Origin of the sequence: Paenibacillus lupini (assembly GCF_011761355.1) — a bacterium.
GTDB classification, from domain to species: Bacteria; Bacillota; Bacilli; order Paenibacillales; family Paenibacillaceae; genus Pristimantibacillus; species Pristimantibacillus lupini.
The window spans coordinates 378618-401804 of record NZ_JAASRW010000001.1 but is presented as its reverse complement, the minus strand read 5'-3'; the positions used below and the strand labels follow the sequence as shown (position 1 = coordinate 401804).

The 23187-nt window shown below is 46.4% G+C and carries 20 protein-coding genes; 10 read left to right on the top strand and 10 right to left on the bottom strand.

The features are described 5' to 3' along the window. The first annotated feature begins 83 nt into the window (after positions 1–83). The gene (locus tag FHS17_RS02045) at positions 84–2015 is read left to right on the top strand and encodes a glycosyl hydrolase family 18 protein (protein WP_167273522.1); all 1932 of its coding nucleotides are present in this window, start codon (positions 84–86) and stop codon (positions 2013–2015) included. A 72-nt stretch (positions 2016–2087) separates the two neighbouring features. Here the strand turns inward: FHS17_RS02045 and FHS17_RS02040 are convergent, their stop codons facing one another. Then, positions 2088–2351, bottom strand: coding sequence for a VOC family protein (locus FHS17_RS02040; RefSeq protein WP_341805745.1), 264 nt, complete (start codon positions 2349–2351; stop codon positions 2088–2090). Positions 2352–2456: 105 nt separating this feature from the next. Beyond that, positions 2457–4010 (bottom strand): AbfB domain-containing protein, encoded by a 1554-nt coding sequence (locus FHS17_RS02035; RefSeq protein ID WP_167273519.1) that lies wholly within the window; start codon positions 4008–4010, stop codon positions 2457–2459. A gap of 404 nt (positions 4011–4414) precedes the next feature. Here FHS17_RS02035 and FHS17_RS02030 point away from each other — a divergent pair, with 404 nt between their 5' ends. Continuing rightward, positions 4415–5170: a carbon-nitrogen hydrolase family protein gene (locus tag FHS17_RS02030; RefSeq protein ID WP_167273515.1), complete on the top strand. Its 756-nt coding sequence runs from the start codon at positions 4415–4417 to the stop codon at positions 5168–5170. A 78-nt stretch (positions 5171–5248) separates the two neighbouring features. On the opposite strand, the gene FHS17_RS02025 is transcribed toward FHS17_RS02030, so the two are convergent. Then, entirely contained in the window at positions 5249–5875 is a 627-nt protein-coding gene (locus FHS17_RS02025) for a nitroreductase family protein (RefSeq protein WP_167273510.1), read from the bottom strand. Between the two features lie 212 nt (positions 5876–6087). Between FHS17_RS02025 and FHS17_RS02020 the strand changes: the two genes are divergently transcribed. Genes FHS17_RS02020 through FHS17_RS02010 form a run of 3 tightly spaced genes read left to right on the top strand, consistent with a single transcriptional unit; the run spans position 6088 to position 7537 of the window. After that, positions 6088–6864 (top strand): MerR family transcriptional regulator, encoded by a 777-nt coding sequence (locus FHS17_RS02020; RefSeq protein ID WP_167273505.1) that lies wholly within the window; start codon positions 6088–6090, stop codon positions 6862–6864. Beyond that, positions 6861–7223 (top strand): DMT family transporter, encoded by a 363-nt coding sequence (locus tag FHS17_RS02015; protein WP_167273501.1) that lies wholly within the window; start codon positions 6861–6863, stop codon positions 7221–7223. The genes FHS17_RS02020 and FHS17_RS02015 overlap by 4 nt, the downstream gene beginning before the upstream one ends. Then, positions 7220–7537: a DMT family transporter gene (locus FHS17_RS02010; RefSeq protein WP_167273496.1), complete on the top strand. Its 318-nt coding sequence runs from the start codon at positions 7220–7222 to the stop codon at positions 7535–7537. The genes FHS17_RS02015 and FHS17_RS02010 overlap by 4 nt, the downstream gene beginning before the upstream one ends. A 68-nt stretch (positions 7538–7605) precedes the next feature. On the opposite strand, the gene FHS17_RS02005 is transcribed toward FHS17_RS02010, so the two are convergent. Continuing rightward, positions 7606–8610 carry a phosphotransferase enzyme family protein gene (locus FHS17_RS02005; protein WP_167273492.1) on the bottom strand — a complete coding sequence of 335 codons (1005 nt, stop codon included), beginning with the start codon at positions 8608–8610 and terminating at the stop codon, positions 7606–7608. Between the two features lie 138 nt (positions 8611–8748). Between FHS17_RS02005 and FHS17_RS02000 the strand changes: the two genes are divergently transcribed. Then, complete coding sequence (locus FHS17_RS02000; protein WP_167273488.1) at positions 8749–9951, top strand: sigma-70 family RNA polymerase sigma factor; 1203 nt, start codon at positions 8749–8751, stop codon at positions 9949–9951. Positions 9952–10002: 51 nt separating this feature from the next. On the opposite strand, the gene FHS17_RS01995 is transcribed toward FHS17_RS02000, so the two are convergent. Together FHS17_RS01995 and FHS17_RS01990 are read right to left on the bottom strand one after the other, a co-directional pair. Then, the gene (locus FHS17_RS01995; protein ID WP_167273484.1) at positions 10003–10881 is read right to left on the bottom strand and encodes an AraC family transcriptional regulator; all 879 of its coding nucleotides are present in this window, start codon (positions 10879–10881) and stop codon (positions 10003–10005) included. Between the two features lie 128 nt (positions 10882–11009). Continuing rightward, positions 11010–11177, bottom strand: a complete 168-nt coding sequence (locus FHS17_RS01990) for a hypothetical protein (RefSeq protein ID WP_167273481.1) — start codon at positions 11175–11177, stop codon at positions 11010–11012. A 261-nt stretch (positions 11178–11438) separates the two neighbouring features. Here FHS17_RS01990 and FHS17_RS01985 point away from each other — a divergent pair, with 261 nt between their 5' ends. Both FHS17_RS01985 and FHS17_RS01980 read left to right on the top strand, forming a co-directional pair. Continuing rightward, positions 11439–14906 (top strand): glycoside hydrolase family 2 TIM barrel-domain containing protein, encoded by a 3468-nt coding sequence (locus FHS17_RS01985; protein ID WP_167273478.1) that lies wholly within the window; start codon positions 11439–11441, stop codon positions 14904–14906. 264 nt (positions 14907–15170) lie between these two features. Then, a complete protein-coding gene (locus FHS17_RS01980; RefSeq protein ID WP_167273475.1) occupies positions 15171–15773 on the top strand; it encodes a hypothetical protein in 603 nt (200 codons plus the stop codon). 44 nt (positions 15774–15817) lie between these two features. Here the strand turns inward: FHS17_RS01980 and FHS17_RS01975 are convergent, their stop codons facing one another. From FHS17_RS01975 to FHS17_RS01960, 4 genes are all read right to left on the bottom strand, one after another. Beyond that, a complete protein-coding gene (locus tag FHS17_RS01975) occupies positions 15818–16483 on the bottom strand; it encodes an HAD-IA family hydrolase (RefSeq protein ID WP_167273471.1) in 666 nt (221 codons plus the stop codon). Continuing rightward, on the bottom strand, positions 16476–17240 hold the full coding sequence (locus FHS17_RS01970; RefSeq protein ID WP_167273468.1) for an aminoglycoside adenylyltransferase domain-containing protein: 765 nt from the start codon (positions 17238–17240) through the stop codon (positions 16476–16478). The genes FHS17_RS01975 and FHS17_RS01970 overlap by 8 nt, the downstream gene beginning before the upstream one ends. Before the next feature lie 100 nt (positions 17241–17340). After that, positions 17341–17952, bottom strand: coding sequence for a collagen-like protein (locus FHS17_RS31170; RefSeq protein WP_167273464.1), 612 nt, complete (start codon positions 17950–17952; stop codon positions 17341–17343). A 164-nt stretch (positions 17953–18116) separates the two neighbouring features. Then, positions 18117–21896 (bottom strand): collagen-like protein, encoded by a 3780-nt coding sequence (locus FHS17_RS01960; protein WP_167276301.1) that lies wholly within the window; start codon positions 21894–21896, stop codon positions 18117–18119. Positions 21897–22219: 323 nt separating this feature from the next. Between FHS17_RS01960 and FHS17_RS01955 the strand changes: the two genes are divergently transcribed. Together FHS17_RS01955 and FHS17_RS30335 are read left to right on the top strand one after the other, a co-directional pair. Next, entirely contained in the window at positions 22220–22651 is a 432-nt protein-coding gene (locus FHS17_RS01955; RefSeq protein ID WP_167273459.1) for a VOC family protein, read from the top strand. A gap of 16 nt (positions 22652–22667) precedes the next feature. After that, positions 22668–23177 (top strand): GNAT family N-acetyltransferase, encoded by a 510-nt coding sequence (locus tag FHS17_RS30335; protein WP_167273455.1) that lies wholly within the window; start codon positions 22668–22670, stop codon positions 23175–23177. The last annotated feature ends 10 nt before the right edge of the window (positions 23178–23187 follow it).

Here is a 23187-nt window from a genome sequence, read left to right as displayed (position 1 = left end):
AGAACATGCCAAATTTTATCGCAACCTAATCGGCTCCATTGCGTCTAATTTAGTAGACTTTGAGAGGAGTGTGATAGAAAAGCATGTTCAAAAAACTATCGGCGGCGGTTCTGCTTCTGTTTGTTGCCCAAACCATTGGGTTATGTGCAGCCAGCATGGCAGCTAGCCCGGTTTCCGGCACAATGACCAAGTATCGCGTCTATCAGAACGATCGAGCATTGCGTGAATTTGCTACCGATAAGCAGGCGATCGCTTACGCTTCAGGCTTTGAGTACAGTCATGTGGAAGCGATTACGGGCCGTGTATGGGTGTGGGACAATCTGCCCAAGTACAAGATTTATCAAGGCGGCACTTCCAGCACGAAATGGGAATATCGCACGTACAATGAGGCACTGGCCGCAGCCAAGAATTTGAAAAGCGTACATATCCGGGATCTCGAAAGCCCGGGCTGGATTTATCAGTCTTATCCGAAATATCAGCTCTATCAAGGTGATAAAACCAATACGAATTGGGGCTTCACGACGTTAGATGCGGCAAAAAAGGAAGCAAAGAGTTGGACAAATGCTCATATCATGGAGCTGTCTTCTAACAGCTGGATTTGGGACAATATGACGGAAGCAACGGAGAAGAAAATACGAAGCGGCAATGCCGTCTACTCTATTAAAGTAGATAAGGTCCAGGTTGAGGGGACAAAAACGTATGCTTTTCTATACGATGCGATAAAAGCAGCCTCAGCTATTCCTAGCAGCACCGTCGTTAATAATGTTTCCGGCCTTATTGTACACTCGAAAGTGCCAACCTACGATGTACTGCAAAGCGGCAAAACCATTAAATCATTTGTTGCTCTTGATCCCGCCTTGCAATACGCCAAATATTTCGGAAACTCAGAAGTCAAACATAACGGAACAACTTGGTGGACAAGCGTGCCTTACTTAGCCGTCTATCAAGGTGATACCAAACTGAAATCCTTCTTCTCGAGAGCTTCAGCAGTTGCTTATGCGAAAGGATATTCAAATAGCTATGTCCAGAATGCGGATGGACGCAAGCTTTGGAGCAACACGAAGAGCCTGGTTTATCTGGCTTGGAACGGTTCCTCCAACAGTGAGACCATCTTGAACCAGACGGCAAAGACTCAAGGATTGTCGATCGACTCCCCTTCCTGGTTCGAGCTTAAAGATGCCGACGGTTCACTAACTGATCTGTCCGATCCTGCAGTGGTAACCAGCCTAGAATCGCATGGCATACAAGTGATGCCGCTTGTCTCAAATGATTTCGATAAGCAGATGACAACGGCTTTCCTTGCGGATTCCAAGGCTCAACAGCAGTTTATTTCGAGTCTTGTGACAAAGCTTGCTGCACTAGGTGTTTACGGGGTTAATATCGATTTCGAAGAAGTAGCGGGTACAGATCGAGCGGCATATACCTCATTTGTCACTGCTCTATCGAAGGCTGCTCATGCAAAAAGCTTGAAAGTATCCATCGATCTTCCGCGTGGGGACGTGTCCTGGGACCATCTGACCGCTTATGATCATGCAGCTCTTGCAGCAGTCGTGGATACGATTATCATCATGGCGTATGACGAGCATTGGAGCGGAGCATCAACAGCAGGATCTGTTGCGAGCCTGCCTTGGGTGGAAGCTGGTGTTCAGCAATTCCTTACCTACGGTGTACCTCGCAGTAAGCTGATGCTTGGTATTCCCTTCTATGTACGAGAGTGGAAAGTCGACGGCTCTGGCAACCTAGTCAGCAACCGTGCAGTCCTGATGAGCGACATTCCGAAGCTGATCGCAGATACGAACGCAGTTGGTGTCTCCGACCCTGCTACTCCAGGTCAAACGAAATACAAATACGTGAAAGACGGCTTCACCTATGTATTCTGGGCGGAGACCGCAAGCAGCGTACAAGCACGAATTAATATTGCTAAAAAATACGACCTTGCCGGCGTTGCCGCCTGGCGCCTCGGCTATGAATCTTCTGATCTCTGGACGATGATGCTTCGTTTGAAGCAGGGTTAAATGGATAAATCCCCGGCTCTCGCTTATGGCGAAGGCCGGGGATTTTTACGAGCATTTAAATACTGAACTCTATTAAGTCAACTGTTGCGCTATCTCCCAAATATGTCCGCCTGGATCCGTGAAGCTTGCTGTGCGTACACCCCACGGCCTGTCCATAGGACCGTTAAGAATGGCAACACCATGTACTTTGAGCTCAGCACAGACAGCATCCACATCATCAACCCGAATTGTGAACTGGAACCGCGAGCCGTTCTCTCTGCTTGCGACTACCTCAGGAGCAATAAGCTCGTGGCGTCGGGTTGGCGAAATCAAATACGGCAGAGTTGTCATCTTCATATACGACTGGAATGCTGAATACCTGTTCATAAAACGACTTTGAGATTCACTACTCAATTCCCTTCACACTAAAAAAGCTGCCAGTCGCCTGGCAGCCTCACTACATTAATGAATAATAAACGTAGCATCCTGTTTATCTGTTGTCGAGCTTGATGCACTAAGCGGATCAATCCGCATGCTGGTATAGCTCAATTGTCTGATGTAATAAGTCGGGAAGTTGTACGACCTGAACGAGACTTGTGCCGAGTTCGCAAGACCCGCTGTCTGATAGAACGTAGCATCTTGATTAAATGTTGTTGTTCCGTCATTACGGCTTACTTGAAGCACATAGTTATAATGTCTTAAGTAATAACCAGGGAAGTTAATGGATTCGAAGGATACACCGCCGGAGTCTGCCAGGCCAGGCACCATTCGGAATTTGGAATCATTGATCGGAGACGGGTTCGTATCAATTCGAGCCAAGAAATTATAATGGCGCATATAGTATCCTGCATATCGGCTGGATTCCAGCTGGTGAATTTGCGCTGCGTCACCTAACTCTTTGCTGCCGTATCTAACCGAGTTATGTCCACTGCCAAGTGGTCCGCCTGTCAAAATAAGTACGTTGTGGTTATCAGCCATCGGCAATAAGGCACGGCTGTATCCTTGTGGCACAACTGTACTTACTCTTGTCCACGTATCTGAAGCACCGTTTTCCGAGTTCAAATAGAGATCTGTGCTGGAGTTGGATGATACAGCAATTGTTCCGTTTGGTCCAGTACCAGAGAGCCAGACAACATATGGAGAGCTTGAAGGAATAACACCATCTCTTGTTTTAAGTACAGTACCTGGATCTGTAGCAGCTCCGAAGTTTTCCGGATTGGAAGATATTTTGTAATAAACCGCAAAGTTGCCGTTTGGCGATCCTCCGTATTCATAAGTCAAGATGTAATTGCCATTGCCAAGCTTCGCAACGGTAGACATACCTGGACGTTTCGTCGAATCTGCCAATGCAATGTCTTCTACTGCGGAGCTCCATGTTGTACCGTTCGTCGAGGTAACGTGAACAAGCTTTTGGTTATGTGAAGCATCGCGCTCATCCGAGTAGTACATAATGAGCTTGTTGTTAGCCACGAGCAGGAACGGCTCCCATACGGGATCGTAAGAGCCATTTGGATCTGCTTTCCCGCCAGTTGCAATCGAACTTACGAATGTCCAGGTCAATCCTTTATCCGTACTTTTGTATAGATCAAGCTTCGTTTGCGACAAATCGGATGGGATGGAGTTGCCCGCACATAGTAAAGTACCTGCTGGCATACTGCCAATGGCTTGCGGAAGCTCATACAAGAACGGTTGATAACGCATACCCCAACCATTTACCGTATCCGAAACCTGGGAAATCTGAGTCCAGCTTACACCTCCGTCCGTACTGCGGTAAATCGGAAATGTTGGTGTTCCATTAACATAATGCTCAAAGGTAGACAGCATAGTACCGTTGGAAGTTCCATTGTATTGCAGCCGGATCGCTCTAGGATACAAGGTTCCTGGCCCAGGATCTGTTGAAGGTGATGTATACATCGTTGAAGGACCAAATGCACTAGCTTCCCCCATTAGCATCATACAGGCTAATAAGGCTAAGCCTATTGTTTTAATCCACACCCTTTTTACGTTCATTCCCATTATCTGTACCTCTTCTCGGTATAAGATCGGAAGCGGGAAATAAGCAGTCGAAATCCAGCCTCCGTCAGGCATTCATTCTAGCTTTGTCATACTCCACTGCATATGGAACGTGTGCGAATCCACCTCCTTCCAAGGTGTGATTTGCGAATAATTTGAGGGATCTGGTTGGATGATCTGAAGTAATTGGAGCCTAGCTTGATGTGGGATACAGACAGGCGCTGCATAGAGGATGTTTGTGGCAAACGCCTTATGGAAGCTGCAGACTTCACACAGTAATGAAAGCGCTTTATATTTGGATTATAATATACGTTAAACATTATTTATATATCTAATTGATTATAAAAACAATAAATTTACATGTTATACTTACACATGACAAGCTCGTTGAGGAGAGGTAGACAATCATGAGAATTGGATTAGCACAAACGCAATTCCCCCACTCTGCTGCAGATGGATTAACTCAAGTTATAGAGCAAATCGAACAAGCTTCCCAGCAAAACTGTGATCTGATCTGTTTTCCGGAATCCATTATTCCTGGCTTAAGAGGCGTTGGGTACGAGGTTGAAGATTACGATCATAAGTTCCAACAATCCGCTATCGCTGAAGTCCGTGAACATGCACGGCAAGCTGGGGTAGCAGTCATTTTACCAATGGAGTGGCAGGATGAACTTGGCCTGCACCTTGTCGCCTTCGTCATCGATGAGCAAGGTGAGCTGTTAGGCTACCAGACAAAGAACCAAATAGATCCTGGCGAGGACTTCTTCGGATATGTCGCGGGCGAAGGTCGCCATCTGTTCGAATTCAAACAGATTAAATTCGGAATTGTCATTTGCCATGAAGGCTGGAGATACCCGGAGACTGTAAGATGGGCGGCCGTTAGAGGAGCAAGCATTGTTTTCCATCCACAATTTACTGGGGACGTTGATAATCCTGAGTTTTACAACCAAGCTATGATAGGTAGAAGCACGGAAAATAACATTTATTTCGCCAGTGTGAACTATGCCTTGGACAATCAAAAAAGCTCGTCGGCTCTTATCTCACCTTTAGGTGAACGCTTATGCGCAGCTCCACTTGGAGAAGAAGCGCTGTTAGTCTACGATATTGATCCAAGTCAGGCTACCCGTTTACTAGCAAGCCGGTTTCGTGCCGATCTCTTATAAATCAAACAAAAAAGGATGGAGCCCATTAGGACTGCATCCTTTTCTGTTTACTCACCCTTTCTACTCACACTTATGTAATCAAAAACGTTCAAAGCTAACAAACTCACCAACCGGTTTGCGATAACCACGTATTCTGCGGCTTGATGTATCTTCTTTTCCAATTGCAATAAGCAGCGCAGGAACATAGCGATCCGGGACGTTTAATAGTGTTTTAATTGCTTCCGGGTCAAAGCCTATCATTGGGCTGCTGTCCCATCCTTTTTCTTTGGCTGCGAGCATGAACAACATAGCGGAAAGATTAGCATTTCGAATCGCCTCATCTTGTTTGAAGGCCTCCCCGCGTTCTTCATAAAATTGCTGAACCGAAGAAACAGTAAAATCAAATTCCTGTTTATTTATGACTCCTAAGTTCAGTAATCCCTCGTTGATTTCCGCAGCATTTAAGTGCGCATCCATATGACCAAGAACAAGAATGACTGCAGAAGCGGTCTGAATTTTATATTGCTTATTTGCGGCTTCATAAACCTGCTGCTTAAGCTCTTCATCCCTTACAACAATATAATGAGTATGCTGCAAATTAAAAGATGACGGTGCGTATTTGACTAGTTCAAAGATTTCATTCAGTTCTTTATCCTCAATAGCGATACCTTTATTAAATTTGTTTGCAGATCTTCTCTCCGTAACTACGGACACGAAATCTTTCATATGGCCCGCCTCCTCTTCATCCCAATTATTTATCTTTAATTTAATTATCTTAACTTTAAGATGTTTTTATTATATAAGTCGATTTGACAAAATGCAACAATTATTTTCTTTGAGAAATAGGGATGGAAATAACAGCCGCACCCTTGACTATTACGTATACGTCATGCTTTATAATACAAATAACTTAATTCAAGGGAAGGAGCATCCCTCTTATGTACAGAATTGGCGAGCTTGCGAAACAGGCAGGAATTTCGGTAAGAACCTTGCAATATTACGATAAGCTGGGTCTGTTATCTCCCTCCCATCTCGCGGAGAATGGTTATCGCTACTATTCGGATCTGGAAGTCATGACTCTTCATCATATTACTGTCTTGAAGCAGCTTGACTTTACGCTGGCACAGATCCAAGCAATTCTGCAGGATAATCATGGACTCCCGTACGCTGAACAATGGTCACAAGCCATTCGGCAACAGATTGATTTCGTGAAGCAAGAGCATGAACGTCTAGCTCTGCTGGATCGGATGCTGCATGTTTCCCTTCATACTATAGAGCTGAGAAGGAAGATCGACGCTTCTGAGCTGCTGCAATTTATTCATTCTCTGCAAGCAGATAAACCGTCCGCAGATCAGCAGCCCCAATACACTAAGCGTCAGTCCGTTTTTAAAGATGATGAGCTGCAGACCCTTTCCTCGCTACCACGCCTCGATTCGGATGATCCTCGTAATGCAGAGTGGGTTAAGCTGCTGCTGGATATCCATAACCATCTTGATGAGCCGCCTCACTCCGAGATTTCGCAGCATTTGGCTGAAAGATTGATCCATATCATGCAAAGCTGGTTCGGGGATAACGACTCTCTCGTTGATAAGTATTGGAATTACATCCGTCCCGAAGATGGCGAGACGGAGAAGGTTCTTGGCCTTGATCAAGCAACCATGGCTTACATTGACCGTATAGTTGATTATTATTTGGAAGGACGTGACCCGGAATGACTGAGGAGCCTTTAAAAAAAGAAAAAGTACTCTCTCAAAATCGAGCTTGGTTATATATCGCCATTGGCGGTGCTTTGGAGATCGTCTGGGCATCCGGCTTCAAGTATGAAGCGATCCCCTCCTTAATCGTCCTTATCTCCTTGCTCGTCAGCTTTGATCTCATTATTCGCGCAGCAAAAGTCATCCCGATCGGCACGGCCTATGCGGTGTTCGCAGGCATCGGGACCATCGGAACTGTGATCGTTGAAGCTATCTTTGAGAATGGCGACATCTCGCTTCTCAAAATCGGTATTATTTTGCTTCTGCTGGTGTTCATTATTGGATTAAAGCTGACATCAGATGGGGGGCGGAAGCAATGAGTTGGACTTTTTTGATCATAGCGGGATTACTGGAGGTCGTTGGGGTTATCGGAATCAAACAGGTTGCGAAGAAAAATAACTGGCCAAACAACCTCTTGATGATCGCTGCATTCATTATCAGCTTCCAACTGCTGCTTCAAGCTTTAGAAACCATCCCCCTCTCCACTGGTTATGCGGTATGGACAGGGATTGGTACGGTTGGAGGAGCTATTGTTGGCATGCTTTTCTACAAGGAACCACGTAACCCAAAGAGAATCTTGTTCATTGCAGGAATTATATGCTGCATCATTAGTTTGAAGCTTATTGACTCGTAATCAACCGACAGTGTCTGAACATGAAAAAGGAAGCCCTCCTTTTGTAGATGGCTTCCTGTCATTCATAATTATTCATCCAGCACCTGAAACAAGAACGGTTCACCGTTCAGATAGGCATTTAATATTGCTCTAGCGTATGGCTGTTCCTCGATTAAGCCTTCCGTCTCAAGCTCGTTCTCTGCATGGAAACTGTACGCTTCGATAATCGACATAATGAAGAAGCACTCCAGCATCGAAATAGCCTTGCTGCTTAGCAGTCGAACCTTTTCATAACCTTCAATAAAAAGCCTTCTTTGCGTCGGTCGAAGACCCATAACAGCTTGAGCGATGTCATACATATGAAAGCCATAGCCGCATCTTCCGAAATCAATTGCGTATGGTTTGCCATGATGAAAAACAACATTCCCGCTGTGCAAATCCGCATGGATCATGCCATAATCTTGTTCCTCTGCTACAAAGGTATCAAGCAAATTCGCGACTTTTACCGCAGCAATCGTGTACAGTTGAAAAGCTTCATCCGTAATAAAAGAATGATGATGCCGCTGCAAATGCTCCCAATCCCGTTTAAAGCTGTCGCTGCCCCAGTGAGGACGAGTAAAATCTCTGCTAGCGGCAAAATCAGAACTACCCGTGTGAAGGTCCGCCATCAGCATCCCCATCTGTTGAATATGCTCATCCGTAAGTGACCATTTATCCAAGCGCTCACCTTCAACCCAGCGGAGCAATGTTGCATAATAAGTTTGGCCATCTTCATCCGGAAGGGTTGTGATGAGTGAGATCTCCCGATTCATGACCCCATTTGGCACTATAATCTCCTTACGCCCCAAGTGATTTAACCATTCCAATTCGGACAGCGTTGCTTCAGCTGATTTGTTCCCTGAATGTATCCGAAGTAAGTACTTGTCACCCTCCCCGCAATCAATTCGGAAAGTGACATGCTCAGACACTTGGATGAAATGTATGGAATCCCATACCAGCTCATATTCCTGCAGGGCGAAAAGCGCTGCTCGTTTCGTTTGCCTGAGTGTATTATGCCGATTGTGATCTGTATCCATTAAAAAACCGCTGTTCATGATTCCCTCCCTAGATTCAATAAGGCTATTATGGCATATCTCCTTGTTAAAATTAACCAATTAATTTAATTACTTACTGTGGCCAATTCCAGCTTTTCAGTGTCTAATCATATGTGAAGACAAAGGAGGATCACATACGTGTCTGGGCCCAATGACAAACTAGAAGAAATTTATGAGAACTATTACAAAAAAATATACCGATTCCTCGCACTGAAGGTCGACATTCAGACAGCAGAGGACGTAACGCAGTTAACTTTTGTGAAAGCAATGGAAAATTGGGATACATTCCGTGGAGACGCAAGTGTATTCACTTGGCTCTGTCATATCGCGAATAACACCTTAAAGAACGAATTTAGAAAAAAACACAGAACCTTGGAATCTTCAATGGATCTACTCGATCAGGAGAATCAGTTCATTACGTTAGAGTTCACCAAGAACGTTGAATTAAGAATAGATGTGACTCGTGCTCTCATTCAACTAAGCCCGCTCGATAGACAAATCATCTCTCTGCATTATGATGTTGGTTGTACATTTAAGGAGATAGCCGAGCTTGTTGGTATGCGGATGAGTGCCGTGAAGAATCGATTATACAGAGCGATAGCAAGGCTTAGAACGGAACTTTATAATTGGGAGGCTCAAAAAATGTTATCCATTATAGATTCCATCTCGATCGTAAGTAAAAATGTCGAATCAAAAGTTAATTTAAAAACTGATACACAGATCTATCAAGATATCATCGAACACCTGCGAGTACATGTCGACCGAATTTGTACAGAATTGCAGCATCAGCCAACCAATCCATTAACGATTGAAATCTATCCGGATCTATACACTTTTCATCAAGCGGTTCTGGAGCCTGACGCTCCGAATTGGTTCATGGGTATGATTGAAGAAAATACGATCAAAATCACTTCTCCCTTGAACCCGGGTCCAGAGCACACTTATTCCTCTATTCTCAAATCAACCTTACATTTGTTTACCATTTGGCTAGTGAAGGATATTAATCCGGCCGCACCAAAATGGTTATACCAGGGTATAGGCGGATTCGAAGCTGGATTAATGACAAGAGAATATATTAATGATTCAATTTTAGAGTTGGTACGATGTGGAGAAGTTCCTACCTTTGAAGAGTTGGAAGACAATACATGGGATTTTGATACGAAGAAAGGCTTCCAGTTCTCCTATTTGTTATGTGAGTTTATCCTTAAGCGTTATGGACAGGAATCACTTAACAAGATTATTAGAACGCCAACCGACTTTGTTCAAGTATTTTCCAATTCCGCACAGGGATTCCACAACCAATGGGTAACGAATGTAAGACATGAGCTAAACTTAGAATAATGCAGAAAAGGCACCCTTCAGCAGGTGCCCTTTCTATATATACTTTTTGAGCTATGCTCTCCTCGCCACCGGAATCCAAATCTCGCTCCGATAGGTCGGCGATGTAATATCCTTATGCTCGTTCCACAAGATTTCTGGACCCTCAGCCACTTCATAATTCGAGGACGGGAACCACTCCGAATAGATTCGGCCCCAAATATTCTGAAGAGTTGCTGGGAATGGACCAACGGCTTCGAATACAGCCCAGGTGCTTGAAGCAACCTTCAACTCACTAAATTCATCCGGACAAGCTTCAGTAGTTGCAACCCCAATATAGTGATCCAACTCCCCTTTTTCCTGCATACGACCTTCTGAGAAATGAACGGAGGCACTTAACAGACCATTTGGAGTAATATTGGACAAAGACTTCATCTTATTAATCCATTCCTCGTTCAAGCTTTGCCACATAGCTGCAATCTCTGGGTTCACTCCCTCAAACACAATGGGAACCCTTCTCATAATGCCAACGATACTGAATGCTTCCTTCTCTTCAATCCGGTAATTCATTTCGTCTCCCCCTGTTACAGATAATTGAAAGGACATACGTGGAAAAGCTTTGAGAGACTGGCCGCTATGTCTCGCCTCTGACGGTGTAATGCCGTGTACGCCTTGGAATGCCTTCGTAAAGGAATCCGGTGATGAATAACCATACTTGATTGCAATATCAATCACTCGAGTAGATGACGAATCCATAAGATCAAAGGCTGCGAGTGTCAAGCGCCGGCGGCGGATATACTCGGATAACGTTACTCCGGCAAGGAATGAGAACATTCTTGTAAAATGGTATTCCGAGCAGCACGCCCGCTTCGCTACTTCTTTGAAATCAATCTCCTCTGTCAGATTGTCTTCGATAAATTTCAAGGCTTTGTTCATATTGTCCAGCGTATTCATTGCCTTCCTCCTTTCCTATCAATAGAATAGCAAAAGCTGTTCCTGCCTATCCGACAATTCATGCACAAGGATAACGGCTCACTACTATATAAAAAAAGACAAGCTGAGTCAGCTTGCCCGAGACTTTATTAGGCCATTGTAACTTCTTCAATCATACAGATAGGTACATGAATGAGCATGCTGTCATCGTATCGAAGCTGTACAAACTGCTCTTCTACCTTCTCGATCTTCCCGCTCCACTTCTTGCCTTCTTCCGTTAAGATGGCTACGAACTGCTGTGATAACTTCGCACACAATAGGATGGATCGAATTGTAGAGATCTTCCTCAGCTCCCCTTCTTTTCCTCACATTAATCCGATAGTTTACAAAAATGGGACTTATGCCTTAATTTTATAGGATTTAAGCTCATTATTCAATTCCATACTTCATACGGTCTTCACTTAGATAATTAAATGATATACTCGAATAATATTACTTCTTTTGTATTTTCATTGCACTTTAGGGTACTTCAATGCCACTATCGAAGTAGAATTGCAAGAGTGAAAGGAGTTCGCCCCATGAGCCAAAAACAGAAGCTGAATAATGACTGGTATTTCTCCAAGCATCCGCTAGGAACCGAGATAGATACAATTAAAGCTGGTGAGATTCCTTGGTCCCCCATCACCATCCCACATGATTGGCTGATCTATGATTCGAACAATCTGTATGAGAACAGTGTTGGCTGGTATCGCAAAACCATAACTCTTACTGAGATCGATCCTCACACCTGTTATTCACTGCGATTTGAAGGCGTTTACATGAACTCGAAGCTCTATGTCAACGGACGCGAAGTCGGTACCTGGAAAAATGGTTACTCGACGTTTGAATTCGACATTACTCCTTATTTATTAAATGGCGACAATGAAATCTACGTCCAGGTAATTCATGAGTCTCCGAACTCCCGCTGGTATTCTGGTGCAGGGATCTACCGTCCCGTATGGCTGGTCATCTCACCTAATACACATCTCGCTTCGGATGGGATCTATATTTCTGCTTCCAATCAAGGTGAGGCGTGGGCCGTTGAGGTGGATACCGAGGTCGTATTTACGAAACAGGTTAGTGCGGCTGAATTTAAGCTGCGCCACAGCATTTTGGATGCCTCATCATCAATTATTGGCCAAGCTGAAGTTTCCCTCCAATCAGAAGCTGATCAGACGGTAACCTATAGTAGCGTCCTGACGGTTCAGGATCCGCTCCTATGGGATATCGAACAGCCGAACTGTTATAAGCTCCAGACGGAGCTTATTGCCGATGATGTTGTTATTGATGTAGAACAACAAACCTTCGGCTTCCGGACATTTGAATTTGATACGGAAAAAGGATTCTTCCTCAATGGCCGTCACGTCAAGCTCCAAGGTGTCTGCCAGCATCATGATTTAGGCTGCCTTGGTGCAGCAGTGAATAAAACGGCACTAAGAAGACAAATTGCCCTCCTTCAAGAAATGGGTGTAAACGCCATTCGAACTGCTCATAACATGCCTGCTGTAGAGCTTATGGAATTAGCAGATGAGATGGGAATCCTTATTGTATCCGAAGCGTACGATATGTGGGAACGGGCGAAAACGACTTATGACTTTGCGAGATTTTATGCCGACTGGTGGGAAAAGGATATTGCCAGCTGGGTTCGCAGAGACCGCAACCACCCCAGCATGCTGATGTGGAGTATCGGCAATGAAATCTATGATACCCATGCTGATGAACGCGGACAAGCTCTTACGATTGAGCTTCGGGACAAGGTTCACTTCCATGATCCAAAAGGCAATGCTGTTGTCACCATTGGCTCTAACTATATGCCATGGGAGAACGCCCAGAAATGTGCGGATTTGGTCAAGTTCGCTGGCTATAACTATGGAGATAAATATTATCAGCAGCATCACGAAGAACATCCGGACTGGTTCATATATGGCAGTGAAACCTGCTCGACCGTACAAAGCCGTGGTATTTACCACTTCCCTCTTGCCCAATCCGTCTTGGCGGATGATGATGAGCAATGCTCTTCCCTTGGCAACAGCTCCACTAGTTGGGGAGCAAGAAGCACGGAAGCCTGTATCATTGCTGACCGTGATGCAACCTTCTCGATGGGACAATTTCTGTGGACCGGCTTTGATTATATTGGTGAGCCAACCCCATATCACACGAAGAACTCGTATTTCGGACAGCTGGATACCGCTGGGTTCAAGAAAGACTCGTTCTATATTTATCAGGCGGAATGGACCGATTATAAAGTTAAGCCGATGGTTCATATTTTCCCGTATTGGGATTTCTCTGAAGGTCAGTTAATTGATGTGCGTGTATGCTCGAATGCACCAAAGATTGAGCTGTTCTTCAATGAAGTATCGATGGGTACTTATGAGATCGACCACGTTCATGGACAGAAGCTGCTTGGTGAATGGCAGATCCCTTATAAACAAGGCGTTCTGCGTGCTGTTGCCTACGATGAGTTGGGCAACCCGATTGCGACCGATGTGAAGTCCTCCTTTGGAGATGCAGCTGCCATCCAGCTCACACCGGATAAAGATACCGTAACCGCCGATGGTTCTGATCTGATCTTCATCGAGATCTCTGCCCTCGACCATGAAGGTCTGCCGGTAGATAACGCAAATAATCGGATACATGTATCAGTTGATGGACCTGGCCGTCTTGTCGGGTTGGATAATGGCGACAGCACGGATTACGATTCGTACAAAGGAACTAACCGCCGGATGTTCAGCGGCAAGCTTCTTGCTGTTATTGCCTCAACACTGGAGAGCGGAACCATTACAGTTCGAGCAGCCTCCAACGGCTTGACGACCAGCGAGATTACGTTAACCTCCGTTGACCCTGTAACTGCCGATTCAACTGAAGAATACTCGTTGTATACTTATAACCCGGGCGTGTCTACTGAAGCTCGTGTTGAAGATTTAGAGACTGATGAAATTCCCGTTCGTAAGCTGGAGATTATCTGCCCGCAAGGAAATGAACTAACTGCTGATACCCGCTCCCTTCCGGTTCAAGTCGTTATTCACCCTAGAAATGCCACATATAAGGAGATTGAATGGCGGATTACGAACGTAGCCGGAGTGGATGCAAATATCGCAAGCCTGCAGGCAAATGGCCAAGAAGCCATCGTAACAGCACTTAGCGATGGGGATTTCTATATCCGTTGTGCGACGAAGAATGGTGCTGACAAAACCCGACTTTATTCCTTAATGGAATTCCGGATTAACGGCGTCGGACAAGCATTTATCAATCCGTATGAGTTTGTATCGGCCGGTTATCACAGCGTGTCAAGCCGCAATCTGACCAATGGCAATGAACGTGGTGTTGCAACAAGCAGAGATGGTGAGAGCTGGATCTGCTTTGACAATATTGATTTCGGCAGCTTTGGCACGGATGAATTGACATTACCGATCTTCTCTTTGGACAGTGCACAGTTCCTGATTGACATATGGGAAGGCATTCCTGGTGAGCCAAACGCCTCCTTGATTACCCAAGTGTCCTATCACAAACAGACCAAATGGAACGTCTATCAAGAAGAGACTTACCGTTTGCCGCGGAGATTGAAGGGGATTACGTCCCTCAGCTTTGTTCTGAATCGGAAAATCCATCTGAAAGGCTTCCAATTCAATAAAGCCATTAAGGCTTTTGAACGCCTTGAAGCACTTGATAATAATCGGATCTATGGAGATACCTACACGCTAGCTAGCGATTCTATTCAAAATATCGGCAATAACGTTTCCTTAGTGTTTGAGGATATGGATTTTGGGGATGTGGGAGCAGGTAAGCTCGTGATCAATGGTCAGTCTCCGATTGACAACAATACGATTCATGTCCTGTTCAGTGGTCCAGATGGTGATTCGAAACAGCTCCTGGAATTCGCTTACTCCGAAGAATATTGCGAGCGTGAGTATACACTGGATCGTATTACTGGACCACAGACCGTCACCTTTATCTTCCTTCCGGGAAGTCAATTCCATTTCAAGTCATTCCAATTTCTACCTGAGTAAGTAACAACCTAAAAAAGGACTTCAGCATGAAGCTGGGGTCCTTTCTTTTCTCTTCTAGATGAACCGCAACCAACCTAACAAATTCGCGTACAATTGTATAAATAAGGAAAAATATTCATCACCGTCTTATCCTAGCTTTTCTTTACGAAACCTATATTCGAAGTAAATAATTATTAAAATAATTTAAGAGAAACCTTTTCGAAATTATATTTTGGTAAACTAAAGTTTACGATTCCTAACAGTCATCTAAGGAGGATTATTCATTTGAGAGTGAAAGAGAATTTAATTGGAGCGGCTATCGCTTTCGTACTGATATGCGGCGCTGGGGCAATTGGCGCTAATTTCGTTCTGAAAGCAATGGACGATGGAGATAAAGTCGAAGCTGCTGATCAATCCAATACGGCAGCAACGAACAAACCACTGCATGTTCCGCAGGTTGATTTTGAGGCAAACTCAACAGAAGGCCGTGCGATTACGACGATAAAAGAATTCCATGCTGCCTTTGACTTAAAGGTTACGGGTGGAGGACTGGATAATTTCGCATCTGATAATGATGATGCTTGGAATGAATTTTTAACCTCTGATGCATTCAATACGAATAAATATGAGGAAATCGGTAAAGCGCTAACGAGTGTACAGGGCTTGCAATTGGATATGAACACTTTAATTGAGCTGGCCAATATTGCCCGTGAAAAGCATGACCCGGATGCTTTACGTTTCATGCATCGTATCCTTCATGATCTGGACTTATACGCTTTCCCTAATAAAGAAACGGTTCAACGCGATTATTGGGGTGTAACAAATACGGTTCCTTCTGAGGATGGTACAAACCGTACTGAAATGGAGAAATTCTTAGAAGCGAATTAACCAAACGAAACCGGGACACTCATCTTGTGTCCCGGTTGTTTTTGTTATGCAAGCTTTGCAATGATGCTAGGCAGCTCAAACAAATCGTTACAGATCTCATCCGCATATTCATTATGAGCAATCTTACTTTTTAATACCGTTCTCATTCCCATTTGTTTCGAAGGAACTATATCTGCCTTGACGTTATCTCCAACAAAAACGGTACGTTCTGCAGAGGCTTCAAGATTAGCGAGAGCTAATTGGAAGATCGCAGGATCTGGTTTTCTCATACCCACTGCACCAGAAATAATAATATCGTCAAAATAACCTTCAATACCAAGAGACTTAATTTTGCTCAACTGATAAAATGCTCTGCCATTCGTAATCATGCCTATTTTGTAACCTGCTGTTTTCAACGCATGCAGCATATCCACCAAACCAGGGTATCCAATAACAAATTCATGGAAGTTATGGTTCAGGTCTTCTAACATAGCAGGAAATAAAGCGCTCTCGATTTGGAAAAAAGCAATTAATTCCTCATACACTTCTTCTTTTGGCCGAACAGCATGATTCAGCTCCACAAACTTCTCAATGAAAAATTCCCTACTGACGTTGTTGCAGGACACTAATGAAAAAGCTTCATATTGATGGTTTGCGAACAAGATTAAGGATTCGTGCTTATCGAGTAAAGTCTGGTCAAGATCGAAGATAACCGTCTCTATCTTATTCACGTAAACACTCCTTCATCAGATAGTCCATGTAAGCTAGCGCATCTTTCCTTCTTTGGAGTCTAGAGCGATACAACGACTTCTTGGAGCCGCTTCGTAACTGTATCGATTCCTGAATGATGCGATGCCATCTAGTTGGGACATGCTGTAGGGCGTACTCACCAGCTCCAGTCTTAGAGATCATGTCCTGTTCCCGAATGGAATAATAGATACGTGAGACCCCTAAGACACCCCACTCGATCATCCAACCTTTATACAACATGCCAAGGCTGGCAGGGAACCTCTCGACTTTTCTTTTCCAATTCATCCAATACTGTTCGATGTTCCGTTTCATATTCTGAGCTAAAAGGTCCCAATCGACGGTGTAATCGTACGTACGCGGATCTTTGCCCAAGATTGGGATGCCGTACTGCTTGAGCTGATACGCATCTATCGAGTTCTTGTGAAATCTATCAATACCCACAAGCTTACCGCTATTAAAATAGTAATAAGGACAATCTTTATAAGCCAGCCTCTCTATATCCTCCCTCACGACATATCTGCCATCCAGACTTATTGTGGGGATTTTCTGTTCGAGATCACGATGAATTTGCTCCAGAACCTGCACTTCCCGCTCCCTTAACGGTCTACTCGTAACAGCTACAAAATCAAGATCACTTAACCCTTCCTGAAATGCCCCTATTGAAACAGAGCCAAATAGATGATAAGCTTCGACCACATTAGGGAGTTCCTGCTCCAATCGGATACAATGTTGATCCAAAACCTCCTGTGCCTTCTTAGGAACGGCCACCAGCTTCCCCCTTATCATAGTGATATAGAGAGGATAACATATAGCCATCTATTATAAAATATTGGAAATCCTACAAATCTCGAAGTTTGATAACCGTTAAAACCGGTTCAAAAGCCGTTACCGTGCCATTCATATTTTCGCAAACCAATGTTAAGGCTGAATCAGGCAGTAGGGATAACAGATGTGTTCTGCCGACTCCTACTGTTATTGAATCGTTATTCTTACCGTTTGCAAGTCTGCCTCGTGTTTTCCCTTCCAAATCACCATCTACAGCAATAATAAAAGTAATCTCCGACACGGGCTGCAGCGTAACGTTGACGGAATAAGTAACGAGATACAGTCCTGCATCCGGTACAACAATCGAACCGCTTTGAAGCTCTGCATTCTCCGATTCAAAGCAGTCTGTAACTACGATTGGCTCACCTTTTACTATTTTGACCTCAGAGAGTATTCCTGCATCTCCAAAGCTGTTAACCGGCAACCCCGCTAGGCCTGGAGGTCCTTGAATACCCTGCGGCCCCCTAGGTCCGGTTAACCCAGTAGGCCCAGTTGGACCTGTCGCTCCCGTCATCCCTGTCATTCCTGTTATCCCCGGCGGCCCTGGAGGCCCGGTAATTCCCTGTGGCCCGGCTGGACCGGTCTGTCCCGTCAGTCCCGTATAACCTGTTATCCCATCACTCATAATTTAGCTCACCCTTTTTGTTCATGAATACTAGATTATATGAAAAAAAGAGAGAGCTTGTATGTACGTTAAGATATTAGCTAGTAAGAAAACGCACCAGTAAGGTGCGTTCAGATCATCGTTATAGCCTTGGATCTATTTCTTTCTGGCTAATCTCCTCTTTTTTACGTTAAGCGATGCATGCTCCAAACAATACCGTTAGTGTTGGCACCTCCTAAAATTAAATTGATAGTAAGTCCATCTGCTACATAAAACAAACCAATCACATCTCCTGCTGTTAAAGTAACATCCCCTGACAATGTAACGGTTCCATTGCCTAATACCGCTCGAAGATTAAGGAGAGTCACATTTATGTTGAGTAATGGAAACAATCCGCTAATTAGAGTCGTAGCCACAGGCGATGTTCGCTGAACAGCATAGGCTGGATTGACGCCTGCTCCTAGAGAAAGGGAAATAGCAGCCGAAGTAGAATAGTTAATCGTCGCAAGTATCTCATACCGACCCGTTACCGGAACCGTATAGTTTCCGGTCGTCGCATTAAAGTTTGCGCTAGGAAAATAAGGAGATGCCGTCGACCAGCTCGTCAATTGCTGACTAGCTGAAAGACTTAACGTACTAATAAAACCAGAAAACCCTTCAGATAAAATATTCGGGCCCGTGGCACCTGTTGCTCCGGTTGCTCCCGTTGCTCCTGTTGCTCCTGTTGCTCCAGAGGCTCCTGTTGTGCCCGCTGCTCCGGTTACTCCGGTGGCACCTGTTAATCCTGTCGTCCCTGTTATCCCCGTTGCTCCTGTTGCTCCCGTCACCCCGGTTGTTCCTGTTTCACCAGTTGCACCCGTGGCTCCTGTTACACCGGTTGCTCCTGTTACTCCCGTTGCTCCTGTTGCTCCCGTTGCTCCTGTAACTCCTGTAGCACCAGTTTCGCCAGTGGCTCCTGTCGCTCCCGTTACACCTGTGGCCCCTGTTGCTCCTGTTGCTCCTGTTTCCCCAGTTGCACCTGTCGCTCCTGTTTCACCCGTCCCCCCTGTCGCACCTGTGGCACCCGTTTCACCTGTAGCTCCCGTTGCACCTGTTGCTCCCGTTGTTCCTGTCGATCCTGTTGCCCCTGTTGCTCCCGTCGCTCCTGTCGATCCTGTTGCCCCTGTTGCTCCCGTCGCTCCTGTTGCTCCTGTTTCCCCTGTCGCACCCGTTGCTCCTGTTGCTCCTGTTTCACCCGTTGCTCCTGTTGCACCAGTTTCACCCGTTACTCCTGTTGCTCCTGTTGCTCCTGTTGCTCCTGTTACTCCCGTTGCTCCTGTTGCACCAGTTGCTCCGGTAGCTCCTGTTTCGCCCGTTACTCCTGTCGCACCCGTTTCTCCTGTTACACCCGTTGCTCCCGTTGCCCCTGTTGCTCCCGTCGCACCAGTTGCTCCTGTTGCTCCTGTCGCACCAGTTGCTCCGGTAGCTCCTGTTTCGCCCGTTACTCCTGTCGCACCCGTTACTCCTGTTACTCCTGTTGACCCTGTTGCTCCCGTTTCTCCTGTTACACCCGTTGCTCCTGTTACACCCGTTGCTCCCGTTGCCCCTGTTGCTCCCGTCGCCCCAGTTGCTCCTGTTGCTCCTGTCGCACCAGTTGCTCCGGTAGCTCCTGTTTCGCCCGTTACTCCTGTCGCACCCGTTACTCCTGTTACTCCTGTTGACCCTGTTGCTCCAGTTTCTCCTGTTACACCCGTTGCTCCCGTTGCCCCTGTTGCTCCCGTTGCCCCTGTTGCTCCCGTCGCACCAGTTGCTCCGGTGGCTCCTGTTGTACCAGTTGCTCCTGTAGCTCCTGTTGCTCCGGTGGCTCCTGTTGTACCAGTTTCACCCGTGGCTCCCGTTACCCCTGTCGCACCAGTTGCTCCGGTAGCTCCTGTTTCGCCCGTTTCTCCTGTTACACCCGTTGCTCCCGTTGCCCCTGTTGCTCCCGTTGCCCCTGTTGCTCCCGTCGCACCAGTTGCTCCGGTGGCTCCTGTTGTACCAGTTGCTCCTGTAGCTCCTGTTGCTCCGATGGCTCCTGTTGTACCAGTTTCACCCGTGGCTCCTGTGGCTCCTGTTATACCAGTTTCACCCGTTGCTCCCGTTGCCCCTGTTGCTCCCGTCGCCCCCGTTGCTCCGGTGGCTCCTGTTGTACCAGTTGCTCCTGTAGCTCCTGTTGCTCCGGTGGCTCCTGTTTCGCCCGTAGCACCTGTTGCCCCTGTCGCACCAGTTACCCCCGTTGCTCCAGTTGCTCCTGTGGCTCCCGTTGCTCCTGTTTCGCCTGTCGCCCCAGTCGCTCCTGTTACTCCTGTTACACCGGTTGCTCCTGTGGCTCCCGTCGCCCCAGTCACCCCTGTTGCTCCTGTTACACCGGTTTCTCCTGTTGCACCCGTTACTCCTGTTGCCCCTGTTTCACCCGTTGCTCCTGTTGCTCCTGTTACTCCCGTCGCACCTGTTACACCCGTGGCTCCCGTTACACCTGTCGCTCCTGTTGCTCCTGTCGCCCCTGTTGCTCCAGTCGCCCCTATCGCACCAGTTGCTCCTGTTTCGCCCGTTGCTCCCGTTGCTCCTGTAGCACCATTCGCCCCTGTTGTTCCTGTTACACCAGTTTCGCCTGTCGCTCCCGTCGCCCCTGTTGCTCCAGTGGCTCCCGTCGTGCCTGTTGCCCCCGTCGCACCTGTTGCCCCTGTCGCTCCCGTTACTCCTGTTTCCCCCGTTGCACCTGTCGCACCTGTTGCTCCTGTTACCCCTGTCGCTCCCGTTGCTCCTGTTGCTCCTGTTTCACCCGTTGCACCCGTTTCACCAGTTGCTCCTGTCGCACCTGTTACACCGGTTGCTCCCGTTACCCCTGTCGCACCCGAGGCTCCCGTTGCTCCTGTTTCACCCGTTGCACCTGTTGCACCCGTTTCACCAGTTGCTCCTGTTGCTCCTGTTTCGCCTGTGCCCCCTGTCGCACCTGTTGCTCCCGTTGCACCAGTTTCGCCCGTTGTTCCCGTTACCCCTGTCGCACCCGTCACGCCTGTTGCACCCGTGGTACCTGTTGCTCCTGTCTCCCCTGTCTCCCCTGTCGTACCCGTTGCACCAGTTGCCCCTAATAATCCTATTTCGCCCGTTGCACCAGTTGCTCCGGTTGCTCCCGTAACTCCTGTCTCCCCAAAGCCCGTTCCTCCTGTTGCACCGGTATCACCAGTCGCACCAGTCGCTCCCGTAACTCCCGTTACCCCTGTCACACCTGTCATTCCCGTCGTCCCTGTCTCCCCAAAACCAGTTACACCAGTTGCCCCAGTTGCTCCCGTAGGTCCTGTCTCTCCCGTCGCCCCCGTTGCACCTGTCTCACCTGTATCACCACCGTTGCTTCCTGTAGGCCCTGTTGGCCCAACTGCACCAGTTGCTCCCATCTCCCCAACACCAGTCGCTCCAGTTGCTCCTGTTGCTCCTATTGCCCCCGCTTCACCAGGATCTCCCATGACTCCTTGCACACCAGCTGCTCCTGCTGCTCCAGTCGCACCAGCAAATCCTGCTGGCCCTGTCGGTCCAGTTGGTCCAGAAGGACCAGGTGGACAATGGCATCTAAGGCCATTCGTAATCATGACCTGAATAGATAAGATAATGGCAATAAACTTGCTCGTATAATTCGGATCCAAACATCCCTGCTTCACAATCGACAACAGAACATCCATCAGTTGTTGTAAAGCCATTCCTACACTTAATGGTGCAAAAGGCGTGACCTTTGCTGCAATTAGAGTAAGCTCCAATTTGGCCAGCAGCCGGGCTTTATTGGCATTTTTTATTCGAGAAGCTTGGGTCAACGTCAACAGCCGTCCCAAAATATCCCGTAAATGCAAAACGACATTCTCAGTCGCATTATCTTGGAATAAGACTGGAATAATGGCCCTCAATTCTTGTAGAAGCAGCAAAACTGTCCCTGTATCATGACCAAAGCCCTTCATTTTCCGTGAGGATCCAGAATGGGCTCGATTCAGCTTGCGGCGCTTCACTAACAGCACCTCCTTTTATCCGCTGTACCTGTTCGATTCCCGATCATCGCAATGTAAATCCACCAACTAGTGGAGTAAAATGCACACACTGTCCCACTCTAATAAAAGATCCACCGATAACTCCATTTACTCCACCTATATAGTTACGTTGTAAAGCTTTTCATCATAACTTCTCCAGCACGAATATTCGACTCATTTTTTTGATATTGCCACCCTAAAATACAACAAGATATAATTGGAGCATTATCCCATCTTCCTCAGAAGGAGAATCACCAATGATTCCACAAAGAGTAAGCCTAATAACCATAGGTGCCTATGATTTGCCTGCACTGCGTGCCTTTTACCAGCGTTTGGGATGGAAAGAAACTCCGAGCAGCTCAGATAATTACGCCGCATTTCTTACAGCAGGAGTAATCCTGTCTTTGTTCCCGATTGAAGAATTAGCCCAAGATGCCGGCGTAACTTTCACGCAGGATAAACAAGCTTACAGTGCTGTTTCGTATGCTATTAATGTGGACGAGCCGTCTCAAGTAGACTCCACCATTGAACAAATCCGGGAAATTGGCGGAATAATATTACGAGAACCTAGCGATGCATTCTGGGGAGGACGGACGGCTTATTTCGCAGATCCGGAAAATAATCTATGGGAAGTGGCGTGGAATCCCACTGCCGTGTTTGACGAACGAGGCGGAATGATTTCCTTCTAAAAGGAGAATACACGAAGTGGAAATAACCATTCGAAGAATTCATGATTCAGAGTTAAACACTTTTATAGATGTCCTGACTGAAGGGGCAAGATGGATCGCAAACAATAACGTTCCGATGTGGGATGAATCCGATCTTACACTAGATCAACTATTACATGGCCTAACCAAGGACAACGTGTATGCAGCCATAATTGGCGGAGAAGTCGCCGCCGTCATGATCTTACAAGAAGAAGACAGCTTCTTCTGGCCGGAGGATCTGTCCAACGATTCCCTCTATCTCCACAAGCTGTGCATCAGAAGAAAATATGCGAAGGCTGGATTATCCAGCAGAATGCTTGAATTCGCTAAAAATCGTGCACATGACTTACATAAAAGCTATCTGAAGCTGGATTGTGCCTCTGACCGCCCTTCCCTTCGCCAATTATATGAGCAGCATGGCTTTCAGCTTGTCCACGAAGCGCAAGTCATGGAGAAATACTCTGCTGCTTTCTACCAATTTACAGTAAAGAGCTATGCCGAAGCCTAAGGCTGCGACA